Annotated in this window: 10 protein-coding genes and 1 tRNA gene; 7 read left to right on the forward strand and 4 right to left on the reverse strand. The window is 68.4% G+C overall.

The features are described 5' to 3' along the window. Positions 1-55 precede the first annotated feature (55 nt). Positions 56-140: transfer RNA gene (locus VF536_RS07135), tRNA-Leu, on the reverse strand. Positions 141-311: 171 nt separating this feature from the next. Here VF536_RS07135 and rnr point away from each other — a divergent pair. Next, complete coding sequence (rnr, locus tag VF536_RS07140) at positions 312-2,720, forward strand: ribonuclease R (protein WP_331614122.1); 2,409 nt, start codon at positions 312-314, stop codon at positions 2,718-2,720. A gap of 9 nt (positions 2,721-2,729) precedes the next feature. Here the strand turns inward: rnr and VF536_RS07145 are convergent, their stop codons facing one another. Genes VF536_RS07145 through VF536_RS07155 form a run of 3 tightly spaced genes read right to left on the reverse strand, consistent with a single transcriptional unit; the run spans position 2,730 to position 6,851 of the window. Further along, a complete protein-coding gene (locus tag VF536_RS07145; protein ID WP_331614123.1) occupies positions 2,730-4,244 on the reverse strand; it encodes an NAD(P)H-hydrate dehydratase in 1,515 nt (504 codons plus the stop codon). A 35-nt stretch (positions 4,245-4,279) separates the two neighbouring features. Further along, complete coding sequence (locus VF536_RS07150; RefSeq protein ID WP_331614124.1) at positions 4,280-5,485, reverse strand: FAD-dependent oxidoreductase; 1,206 nt, start codon at positions 5,483-5,485, stop codon at positions 4,280-4,282. A 1-nt stretch (position 5,486) separates the two neighbouring features. Next, entirely contained in the window at positions 5,487-6,851 is a 1,365-nt protein-coding gene (locus VF536_RS07155) for an amidase (RefSeq protein ID WP_331614125.1), read from the reverse strand. Positions 6,852-7,041: 190 nt separating this feature from the next. On the opposite strand from VF536_RS07155, the gene rpsB reads away from it, so the two are divergent. From rpsB to VF536_RS07185, 6 genes are all read left to right on the forward strand, one after another. Next, positions 7,042-7,788 carry a 30S ribosomal protein S2 gene (rpsB, locus tag VF536_RS07160; RefSeq protein WP_331614126.1) on the forward strand — a complete coding sequence of 249 codons (747 nt, stop codon included), beginning with the start codon at positions 7,042-7,044 and terminating at the stop codon, positions 7,786-7,788. Between the two features lie 129 nt (positions 7,789-7,917). Then, positions 7,918-8,814 carry a translation elongation factor Ts gene (tsf, locus tag VF536_RS07165; protein ID WP_331614127.1) on the forward strand — a complete coding sequence of 299 codons (897 nt, stop codon included), beginning with the start codon at positions 7,918-7,920 and terminating at the stop codon, positions 8,812-8,814. A 107-nt stretch (positions 8,815-8,921) separates the two neighbouring features. Continuing rightward, positions 8,922-9,632 carry a UMP kinase gene (gene pyrH / locus VF536_RS07170; protein WP_297525920.1) on the forward strand — a complete coding sequence of 237 codons (711 nt, stop codon included), beginning with the start codon at positions 8,922-8,924 and terminating at the stop codon, positions 9,630-9,632. A 64-nt stretch (positions 9,633-9,696) separates the two neighbouring features. Next, on the forward strand, positions 9,697-10,257 hold the full coding sequence (frr, locus tag VF536_RS07175) for a ribosome recycling factor (protein WP_331614128.1): 561 nt from the start codon (positions 9,697-9,699) through the stop codon (positions 10,255-10,257). 13 nt (positions 10,258-10,270) lie between these two features. Further along, on the forward strand, positions 10,271-11,002 hold the full coding sequence (gene uppS / locus VF536_RS07180; protein WP_255362421.1) for a polyprenyl diphosphate synthase: 732 nt from the start codon (positions 10,271-10,273) through the stop codon (positions 11,000-11,002). Between the two features lies 1 nt (position 11,003). After that, the coding region (locus VF536_RS07185) for an ABC transporter permease (RefSeq protein ID WP_331614129.1) at positions 11,004-11,252 on the forward strand (249 nt) is incomplete at its 3' end.

Raw genomic sequence — 11,252 nt, forward strand, 5'->3', positions numbered from 1 at the left:
AAAGCAAAAAGCCAGCAGGTCATGCTGGCTTTGCTTGAATCTATTCTTCCCTTGATGGTGCCCAGGAGAGGACTCGAACCTCCACGGAGTTACCCGCTAGTACCTGAAACTAGTGCGTCTACCAATTCCGCCACCTGGGCAAGGTCAGAAGCCTGCTTCTCGCGAAACCCAGCTCAAGTCACTTCTTGAAGTATTCTTGAGCCTCGGTTTCTCGAAACACAGAAATGCTTCTGCGTTTCAGGAAAGACAAGGATTCTACTATCAAAAACTTCAAGAATGCAAGCCCCCAAGGCGCTCCCAACGCGCAGCTGATGGGGGAGATCGAAGGCACGGTGCAAGGTCACCGCGACGGGCACGGTTTCCTGATGCCCGACGATGGTCAACCGGACGTTTATCTGTCCTCGCAGGAGATGCACGCCGTCATGCACGGCGACCGCCTGCGGGTGCGCATCGTGCGCCACGACAAGCGCAACCGTCCCGAAGGCCGCGTGCTCGAGATCCTCGAACGCCGCAAGAAGCCGATCATCGGCCGGCTGCTGCTCGAGTCCGGCATCTGGCTCGTCGCCCCTGAAGACAAGCGCTACGGCCAGGACATCCTGGTCCCGAAGAACGCGATCGCCAACGCGACCGCGGGGCAGATCGTGGCCGTCGAGCTCACCGAACCGCCGTCGCTGTACTCGCAGCCGGTCGGTCGCGTGACCGAGGTGCTGGGCGAGATCGACGATCCCGGCATGGAGATCGAGATCGCCGTGCGCAAGTACGAGGTCCCGCACGCCTTCAGCACCGACACGCTGTCGCAGGCCGCGAAGCTGCCCGACAAGGTTCGTGCGGTGGACATGAAAAATCGCATCGACCTGCGCGACGTGGCGCTGGTGACGATCGACGGCGAGGATGCCCGCGACTTCGACGACGCGGTCTACTGCGAGCCCCACAAGCAGGGGCGAGGCAAGACGGCCTTCCAGGGCTGGCGCCTGCTGGTCGCGATCGCCGACGTCAGCCACTACGTGAAGCCGGGCGAGGCGCTCGATCGTGACGCCTACGAGCGCGCCACCTCGGTCTACTTCCCCAGACGCGTCATCCCGATGCTGCCGGAGAAGCTGTCGAACGGCTTGTGCTCGCTGAACCCGGAGCAGGACCGCCTGTCCATGGTCTGCGACATGCTGGTCAGCGAGGCCGGCGAGTTGCACGCCTACCAGTTCTATCCGGCGGTCATCAACTCGCATGCGCGCTTCACCTACACCGAAGTGGCGGCGATCCTCGGCAACACGCATGGTCCCGAGGCGCACAAGCGCAAGACGCTGGTGCCGCACCTGCTGCACCTGCACGAGGTCTACCGCGCGCTGCTGTCGCAACGCGCCAAACGCGGTGCGATCGACTTCGAGACCACCGAGACCCAGATCGTCTGCGACGACAACGGCCGCATCGAGAAGATCGTGCCGCGCACCCGCAACGAGGCGCACCGCCTGATCGAGGAGGCGATGCTCGCCGCCAACGTCTGTGCGGCGGACTTCATCGCGGGCGGCAAGCATGCCTCGCTGTACCGCGTCCACGAAGGTCCGACGCCCGAGAAGCGCGGCACGCTGCAGGCCTACCTGCGCGCGCTGGGCATCGGCATGGGCATCAGCGACGACCCGTCGCCGGGCGAGTTCCAGGCGATCGCTCAGGCGACCAAGGACCGGCCCGACGCGCAGCAGATCCACACGATGCTGCTGCGTTCGATGCAGCAGGCGATCTACACGCCGGCCAACGCGGGTCACTTCGGCCTCGCGTATCAGGCTTACACGCACTTCACCAGTCCGATCCGGCGTTATCCGGACCTGCTGGTGCACCGCGTGATCAAGGCGCTGCTCGCGACGAAGAAGTACGCGCTCGACGCGCACAAGATGACCGCCGCGAACCCGATGCCCAAGCGGCCGGGCAAGCCGGCCTCGAAGGCGCCGAGTCCGGCCTCCGCGTCGACCGAATCCGAGCGCTGGGAAGTCGTCGGCGCGCACTGCAGCGCGAACGAGCGCCGGGCCGACGAGGCCTCGCGCGACGTCGAGGCCTGGCTGAAGTGCCGCTTCATGCGCGACCACCTCGGCGAGGAATTCGCCGGCACGGTGAGCGCGGTGACGAGCTTCGGCCTGTTCGTGCAGTTGGACGCGCTGTATGTCGAGGGCCTGATCCACATCACCGAACTGGGCGGCGAGTACTTCCGCTTCGACGAGGTCCGCCAGGAGCTTCGCGGCGAGCGCACGGGCATCCGTTACGCCACCGGCGCGCGGGTGCAGGTGCAGGTGAGCCGTGTCGATCTGGACGGTCGCAAGATCGACTTCCGCCTGGTGCGCGATGGGGAAGAGCAGCGCCTGCTGCGCGGCGCCCACCGCGACAAGTTCGGTGACCGACGAGGCGGCGACGGCAAGGGCCCCGCGAGGAAGCAGGACAAGCGGGCCGAGCACCGCGCGCGTCGCGAGGCCGCCTCGGCTCCGGCTGCGACGATCGAGCCGATGCCGCAACCGCAGCCCGATCCGCCGACGGCGGTCGATGCGCTCGAGCGCATCGAGCAGGCCGACCGCGTGCTCAAGGCCGAGCGCCGCAAATCGGAGCGCGCGACCAAGGGCGCGGCGACGCATCCGGTCAAGGCGGCCAAGCGCACGGCACGCAGCGCGGCGAAGACAGTCGCCGCCAAGGGCAGCGGCGCGCCCGCGGCCAAGACGACGCGACGCAAGCGCGGGGCCTGAAGACGGGGCTCAGGCCGAAGGGGAATGCCGCGCTGCCATCGCGTCGATCAGATCGGCGGCGAGCAGCGGGCCGGCATGCCCTTCGGCGGCTATGCCGTGCCATGCCACGGCGGTGCAGGCGAGGTCGTGCGGCGCGATGCCGGGCGATTGCGCCCAGAGCCCGCCGATCCAACCGGCCAGGACATCACCGGTGCCCGCGGTCGCGAGCGCCGATGAGCCGGTGCTGTTGATCGACAGACGCCGCTTCGGCGTGGCCACGACGCTGCCCGATCCCTTGAGTACGACCGTTGCCGAGAAGCGTGTCGCCAACTGCGACGCGGCGTCGAGGCGATCGGCCTGCACGTCCGCTGCGGAGGACAAGCCGAGGAGTCGCGCCGCTTCCAGCGGATGGGGCGTGAGGATGGTCGGCCAGCCGTGCGCGGCGCGCCGACGCAGCGCCTGCTGCAGCGACTCATCGGCGGCGACGAGGTTCAGCGCGTCGGCATCGAGCACGACACGCGTCGCGCCATGCAGCACCGTGGACAGCGCCAACGCGATCGCCGTGCCGCCGCCGCATCCGCACACGGCGATGATGTCCCGCCAGGTGTTCGGCGAAGCGCTCCAGCGCGCGGCATCCCAGTGCATCAACTCCGGTCGGGCCGGCCAGGGTTGACCGTCGTCGTCGGGCAGCGCCGCGTACACGCGGCCCGCGCCGGCGGCCAGCGCGGACGTTGCGGCCAGCCATGCGGCACCCCGCATCGTCGGTGCGCCGCCGAGAACGACGACGTCGCCGTTGCGTCCCTTGTGGCTCGATGCCGAGCGCGCGAAGATGTCTTGCCAGTGCGCGATGCGGCTGGCGCCGAAGAGAAGCCCGACGCCTTCGTCGTCAACCGGCACACCGAGATCGTCGAACCACAGGCGTCCCGCGAGCGCTCGACCTTCGCCGGTGAACAGCCCCGTCTTCAGCGTCAGGAAGGTCAGGGTGTGATGGGCGCGGACGACGTCGGCGCCCAGCGCTCGGCCGGTGCGCACGTCGAGGCCGCTGGGGATGTCGACGGCCAGTACCGTGGCGCCGGCACCGCGCAGCAGGTCGACGGTCTGGATGGCCGAAGCGAACACGCCTTCCGGCGCCCGGCTGGCGCCAAGGCCGAGGAGGGCGTCGATGACGAGGTCGGTCCGTCGGGGTAGCTGCTGCGCATCGGCATGTAGGTGCAGGCCGGCTCGCCGGGCGGCGCCGAGTGCATGTGCGGCGTCGCTGCCTGCCTTGGGCTGGGGGCCGACAAGGAGCACGTGGATGGTCCATCCGCGAGCAGCCAGGTGGCGGGCGGCGATGAGACCGTCGCCGCCGTTGTTGCCGGGGCCGGCGACCACCACGGCGTTCTGGCCGAAGGGCTTGAGCGCGACCGCGAGTCGCGCCACCGCCAGTCCGGCGCGCTCGATGAGCGTGTGCGGCGGATGCAGCGACAGCGCCGCGGACTCGATGTGCCGGCTCGACGGCGCGTCATGCAGGGATTGATCGTGGGATGTGGGGAGCACCGGCAGCATGTCGCCGACTCTATCCCCGTCCCGGTCCGCTCAGGTCACTGGAGCCGTCCCGGCTCCAGCAACGCGGCATCGATGCCGGGATCCTTCTTTGCGAGCCGTGCTGCGACCAGTTGCGCGGCGGCGCCGGCCATGGTCCAGCCGTGCTCGCCATGGCCGATGTTCAGCCACACGCCGGGCAGGCCGGATTCGCCGATCAGCGGCAGTTCGTCGGGCAGCATCAGGCGCGAGGTCTTCCAGCGCTGCTGACCGGCGGCGAGCAGCGCGCCCGGGAACCAGTCGTGCGCGGCCTGGTGCAAGGTGCCCATCGACTGGCCGTCCGGCTGCGACGACGCGCCGCCCAGTTCATTCGCACCGCCGACGCGCACGCGCTGGCCGAGTCGCGTGAGGCTGACGCCCAGGCTCATGTCGATGACGGTGGCGCGCGGACCGAGGTCCGGATGCGCTTCCAGCATGCGCAGCGGTGCGGTCAGCGTGTGCGTGTGGATCGTGCCCCATGGCAATTTCAGCCCTTGCGCGGCAAGCAAGGGCGCGGCGCCCTTGCCCGCGCAGACGAGCACCGCGTCGACGCGCAGCGGCTCGCCAGCGGCCACATGCACGGACGGCTGGTTGCCGGGTTCGATGCGCAGCACGTCGGTGTTGAAGTTCCATTGCACGCCGAGCCGCTGTGCTTCCAGCTTCAGCGCCTGGCTGAACTGACGCGCGTTGGCGGCTTCGTCCTGCGACAGCAGGATCCCACCGTGCAGGGCGGTCTCGGCGTTGAGGCCGGGTTCCTGCGCGCGGCAGCCGTCGGCGTCGAGCTCGCGATGCGGCACCTGCCGCTCCTGCAGCCGGGCCAGCAGCGGTGCGGCCGCCTTGTAATCCTTGGCGGCGCGCCACAGCAGCAGCACGCCGGCTTCGCGCTCGACCTCCATCTTCAGCTCGCGACGCCATACCGCCATCACGGCCTGCCCGCGCTGTGCCAGCGCATGCAGCGCTTCCGGCATCGCCTGCGCGCCGCGCGCCCGGCCGGCGCGCCAGTGCGCGAACTTCCAGCCGAGCTGGCCGGGCTTGCCGCGCCACGCCAGCGGCAGGTCCGGCCGCGCGGCCATCAGGCCTGGCGCGATCAGTCCTGGCGGCGCAAAGCTCGCGCCGGTGGCGACGCTGGTGTCGCGTTCGAAGACGTGGACCTCGTGGCCCTGCAGTGCGAGTTCGTACGCGCTGGTCACGCCGGCGAGGCCGGCTCCGATGATGGCGACGCGCATCTCAGCGGATCCCCGCGGCCGGCGCCGCCAGCGCTGCTTCGACGCGCGACGCGGCGCTCAGCACCGCGCGGTCGTGCATCGCGGGCGCCCACAGCATCAGGCCGACCGGCAGCTCGCCGGGCTGCTCGCACGGGATCGAGATCGCGCAGCCGTCGAGCAGGTTCACGACGGCGGTGTTGCGCAGCAGGCGCGCGTTGGTGGCGAAAAACAGGTCGTCGCTGGACAGCAAGGGGGCGATCTCCGGGGCTTGGAGGGGAACGGTGGGGCTGAGGAAGGCGTCGATGCCGGACATCTCCGCCGTCATGTCGTGGATCCAGCGTCGGCGGGCATCGAGCAGGGCCTGGTAGGCGGGGGGAAGGATGGCTTCGCCGCGGCGGATGCGCACGGCGACGCGCGGGTCGTAGCGGTCGCCGCGCTCGGCGAGGCGCGCATGGTGCCATGCCCAGGACTCGGCGGCGGTGATGCCGCCCTGCGTTTGCAGTTCCGCCACACGGGGCAGGGCGGGCAGCGCGCGTTCCTCGATGCGGGCGCCGGCGGCGCGCAGCGTGGCGAGCGCGCGTTCGAACGCGGCGGCCACCGCGGGATCGAGCTCGTCCTGCATGAAGGTCGGCGTGATCGCGAAGCGCCATGCCGGCAGCGGGCGCTCATCGGGTTCGACCGCTTCGCCGCTCAGCACCGCGTGCAGCAATGCGGCATCCCGCACGGAGAGCGTGATCGCGCCGGCGGTGTCCAGCGAGGGCGCCAGCGGCACGCAACCGTCGAGCGGCACCCGTCGTGCCGTGCCCTTGAAGCCGACCAGCCCCTGCAACGCGGCCGGGATGCGCAGCGAGCCGCCGGTGTCCGAACCCAGCGCCGCCCATGCGGCGCCGGTCGCGACGCTGACCGCGCCGCCGGAGGTCGATCCGCCGGGAATGCGTTCCAGGCCGTCGATGGCGCGTGTCACCGGATTGCGGGGCGTGCCGTGATGCGGATTGATGCCGACGCCGGAGAAGGCGAACTCGCTGAGGTTCGTATGACCGATCAGCGCGGCGCCAGCGGCGCGCAACCGGGCGACGGCGGGGGCATCGATCGTGGCGGCCGGCGCGTCGTCCATCGCGGCGGACGCTGCGGTCGTCGGCTGTCCGGCGACGTCGAACAGGTCCTTGACGGACACCGCCAGGCCGCCGAGCGCCGGACGGGGCTCACCCCGTGCGGCCGCGGCATCCGACGCTTCGGCGGCCGCGCGGGCGGACTCGTCGAAGCGGCGCAGGAACACGTGCTGGCACGCGGCGTCGTCGGCGCGGGCCAGGCTGTCGGACAGCAGGGTGCGCGCCGATTGCCGGCCCAGGCGCAGCGAGGCGAGCGCCTCGGTCAGGTCGATCGACATGCGAAAACGGGTTATACTCGTTGGGTTTTTCCCGGATGAACCAGTCGTTGTGGCTGGAGTCCGGTGGAGAGCGCGGCGGGTGGCTGGTCCACCCATCGCAAATTCGCGAGTCCGGCTAATCGAGGTGTTGCCACGTCTTTCAGATGTCGCAATTCGTGCCGGATTCTAGAACCAACCTTCGGAGTTACTTATGTCCGTCACGATGCGTGAGATGCTGGAAGCCGGCGTCCATTTCGGTCACCAAACCCGCTTCTGGAATCCCAAGATGGCCCCGTATATCTACGGCCATCGCAACAAGATCCACATCATCAACCTCGAGAAGACGCTGCCCGCGTTCGAGGAAGCCCTGAAGTTCGTGCGCCAGCTGTCTGCCAAGCGCGGCACGATCCTGATGGTCGGCACCAAGCGCCAGGCCCGCGACATCGTCGCCGCCGAAGCTGAGCGCGCCGGCGTCCCGAGCGTCAACCAGCGTTGGCTGGGCGGCACGCTGACCAACTTCAAGACGGTCAAGACCTCGCTGAAGCGCCTCAAGGACATGCAGGCCCAGATCGACGCCGGCACCCAGCCCGCGATCAAGAAGGAAGCCCTGATGTTCGCCCGCGACATCAACAAGCTCGAGAAGAACATCGGCGGCATCCAGGACATGGCCGCGCTGCCGGACGCCCTGTTCGTCATCGACGTCGGCTACCACAAGATCGCCATCCTGGAAGCCAAGAAGCTGGGCATCCCGGTCATCGGCGTCGTGGACACCAACCACTCGCCGGTGGGCATCGACTACGTCATCCCCGGCAACGACGACTCGGCCAAGGCTGTCGCCCTGTACGCCAAGGCTGTGGCCGACGCCGTGCTGGAAGGCCGCGCCAACTCGTCGAACGAAGTCGTCACGGCCGTCGCCGCTGAAGGCGACGAATTCGTCGAAGTGAACGAAGGCGCCTGATCCAGGCCCTGACCCGCGACGGGTTCTGGCAAGGGGGCTGATTCAGCCCCCTTCGTCCAAGTAAAGTCCAAGCAGATTCAGATTTCAGCGGCGCCGGAGCGTTCCGGGCCGCGATACACGGAGATTGAAATGGCAGCAATTACCGCAAGCATGGTCGCCGAGCTGCGCGCCCGCACCGACTCCCCGATGATGGAGTGCAAGAAGGCGCTGACCGAAGCCGACGGCGACATGACCCGCGCCGAAGAGATCCTGCGCGTCAAGCTGGGCAGCAAGGCCGGCAAGGCGGCCTCGCGCGTCACCGCTGAAGGCGTCGTCGCCGCGGCCGTGAAGGGCAACGCCGGCGCGCTGATCGAAGTCAACTGCGAGACCGACTTCGTCTCCAAGAACGACGCCTTCCTGGCCTTCGTGAACGCGCTGGCCGGCCTGATCGTCGACAGCAACCCCGCCGACATCGCCGCCCTGTCCGCCCTGCCGCTGTCGCAGGAAGGTTTCGGCCCGACGGTCGAGGACGTGCGCGCCGGCCTGATCGGCAAGATCGGCGAGAACATGACGATCCGCCGCTTCAAGCGCTATGAAGGCGCCAAGCTGGCCTCGTACCTGCACGGCACCCGCATCGGCGTGATGGTCGAGTTCGACGGCGACGAAGTCGCCGCCAAGGACGTCGCCATGCACGTCGCCGCGATGAAGCCGGCCGCGCTGTCGTCCGCTGAAGTCCCGGCCGAGCTGGTCGAGAAGGAACGCAAGATCGCCGCCGAGAAGGCCGCCGAGTCCGGCAAGCCGGCCGAGATCGTCGCCAAGATGGTCGAAGGCTCGGTGCAGAAGTTCCTGAAGGAAGTCTCGCTGCAGGACCAGGTCTTCGTGAAGGCCGCCGACGGCAAGCAGACCGTCGCCCAGATGCTGAAGGACAAGGCCACGACGGTGAAGTCGTTCACCCTGTACGTGGTGGGCGAAGGCATCGAGAAGAAGGTCGACGACTTCGCCGCCGAAGTGGCCGCCCAGGTGGCGGCTGCAAGCAAGCAGCAATAAGCGTCGCGACTCAAAAAGGGCGCCTCTGGCGCCCTTTACACTTGTGCGCTTGCGCATGCAGGCGCACGCACGACACTCCCTCCATCGGCTGTATTGACGAGGTAACAATGCCCGCCCACAAACGCATCCTGCTCAAGCTTTCCGGTGAAGCCCTGATGGGCGACGACTCCTACGGCATCAACCGCGCCACCATCGTGCGCATGGTGCAAGAGATCCAGGAAGTGACGAAGCTCGGCGTCGAGGTCGCGGTCGTCATCGGCGGCGGCAACATCTTCCGCGGCGTGGCGGGCGGCGCGGTCGGCATGGACCGCGCGACGGCCGACTACATGGGCATGCTGGCGACGGTGATGAACTCGCTGGCGCTGGCCGACACGATGCGCCAGGAAGGCATGACCGCGCGTGTCATGTCGGCCATCGCGATCGAGCAGGTCGTCGAACCCTACGTGCGTCCCAAGGCGCTGCAGTACCTGGAAGAGGGCAAGGTCGTCGTCTTCGCCGCCGGCACCGGCAACCCCTTCTTCACGACCGACACGGCCGCCGCGCTGCGCGGCGCCGAGATCGGCGCCGAGATCGTGCTGAAGGCGACCAAGGTCGACGGCGTCTACACCGCCGACCCCAAGAAGGACCCGACGGCCACGCGCTACTCGCGCATCAGCTTCGACGAGGCCATCGGCAAGAATCTGCAGGTGCTGGATGCGACCGCCTTCGCGCTGTGCCGCGACCAGAAGCTGCCGATCCGTGTGTTCTCGATCTTCAAGCCGGGCGCGCTGAAGCGCGTCGTGTTGGGTGAGGACGAGGGCACGCTGGTGCACGTCTGACTGTGCACGTCTCACCGGGCTGGCGCGTTAGACACCGCGCCGTCCCCTGATCGAGGAAAAGAACATGAGCATCGCCGACATCAAGAAGAACGTCGAAGCCAAGATGGCCAAGTCCGTCGAGGCGTTCAAGAACGAGCTGCAGAAGATCCGCACCGGTCGCGCCCACCCGGGCCTGCTGGACCAGGTGCATGTGGATTACTACGGCTCGATGGTCCCGATTTCCCAGGTGGCCAACGTCACGCTGCTGGACGCCCGCACGGTCAGCGTGCAGCCCTGGGAGAAGACCATGAGCCAGAAGATCGAGAAGGCCATCCGCGAATCGGACCTGGGCCTGAACCCGTCGTCCATGGGCGACCTGATCCGCGTGCCGATGCCGCCGCTGTCGGAAGAGCGCCGCCGCGACCTGGTCAAGGTCTCCAAGGGCGCTGCCGAAGACGCCAAGGTGGCGGTGCGCAACCTGCGCCGCGACGCCAACGAGCAGGCGAAGAAGATGGCCAAGGACAAGGTCATCACCGAGGACGACGAGCGACGCAGCCAGGACGAAGTCCAGAAGCTGACCGACCGCGTCGTCTCGGACATCGACAAGCTGCTCTCGGCCAAGGAAGCCGAGATCATGGCCGTCTGATCGTCGCATCCTCGTGAGCGCCGACAGCAAGGCGGGAGTGCCCCGCCATGTGGCCATCGTCATGGATGGCAACGGTCGTTGGGCGAAGAAACGCTTCCTTCCGCGTTTCTTCGGCCACAAGCAGGGCGTCGACGCCCTGGTGCGGGTGGTCCAGGCCTGCATCGATCGCGAGATCGAGTACCTCACCGTCTTCGCCTTCTCCAGCGAGAACTGGAAACGCCCCAGCGACGAGGTGTCCGGCCTGATGGGCCTGGTGCTGGCCGCGGTGTCGCGCTACCTGGCCCGCATGGGCGCGATGGGCGTGCGCATCCGCATCGTCGGCGACCGCGAGGCGGTCTCCGACAAGCTGCGCGCCGCCTGGGCCGAGGCCGAAGGCTCGACCGCCCACAATTCCAAGCTGACGCTGAACGTCGCGTTCAACTACGGCGGCCGCTGGGACATCGTCCAGGCCTGCCGCAAGGCGATGGAAGCGGGCGTGCCGCCTGCCGAGCTGACGGAAGCCCGGCTGTCCGAGTTCATGGCGATGAGTTATGCGCCGGACCCCGACCTCTTCATCCGCACCGGCGGCGAGCTGCGCATCAGCAACTTCATGCTGTGGCAGACCGCGTACACCGAGTTCGTGTTCTCCGACTGCCTGTGGCCCGAGTTCGGCGAAGCGCAACTGGACGAGGCGATTGCCGCGTTCCGGGCACGCGACCGCCGCTTCGGCGGGGTGAACGTTCCGGGCGTCGCCCAGGAGGCTTGAGATGCTGATTCAGCGCGTGATCACGGCCCTGGTGTTGTTGGCGATCCTGCTGCCGGCGCTGTTCGCGTCGAATCCGACGTGGTTCGCGCTGCTGACGCTGGTGATGATCGCGGCGGCCGGCTGGGAGTGGTCGCGACTGAACGGCAAGCCCGGCGCCCCGGCGCTGGTGTTCGGCGCCGTGCTCGCGGCGGCCTGCGCGGCGACTTTCTACTTCATCGGCTTCAACGTGCCGGCCTGGTGCTGGTGGCAC

This window comes from Roseateles sp. (assembly GCF_036486225.1).
Classification (GTDB): Bacteria; Pseudomonadota; Gammaproteobacteria; order Burkholderiales; family Burkholderiaceae_C; genus Roseateles.

Bases quoted from the DNA above. Each gene is read 5' to 3' on its own strand.
- VF536_RS07150 (WP_331614124.1), bottom strand. From the start codon at position 5,485: ATGCGCGTCGCCATCATCGGAGCCGGCCTCGCCGGCGTGACCAGCGCG.
- pyrH (WP_297525920.1), top strand. From the start codon at position 8,922: ATGCCCGCCCACAAACGCATCCTGCTCAAGCTTTCCGGTGAAGCCCTG.
- VF536_RS07145 (WP_331614123.1), bottom strand. From the start codon at position 4,244: ATGCTGCCGGTGCTCCCCACATCCCACGATCAATCCCTGCATGACGCG.
- rnr (WP_331614122.1), top strand. From the start codon at position 312: ATGGGGGAGATCGAAGGCACGGTGCAAGGTCACCGCGACGGGCACGGT.
- tsf (WP_331614127.1), top strand. From the start codon at position 7,918: ATGGCAGCAATTACCGCAAGCATGGTCGCCGAGCTGCGCGCCCGCACC.
- rpsB (WP_331614126.1), top strand. From the start codon at position 7,042: ATGTCCGTCACGATGCGTGAGATGCTGGAAGCCGGCGTCCATTTCGGT.
- frr (WP_331614128.1), top strand. From the start codon at position 9,697: ATGAGCATCGCCGACATCAAGAAGAACGTCGAAGCCAAGATGGCCAAG.
- VF536_RS07155 (WP_331614125.1), bottom strand. From the start codon at position 6,851: ATGTCGATCGACCTGACCGAGGCGCTCGCCTCGCTGCGCCTGGGCCGG.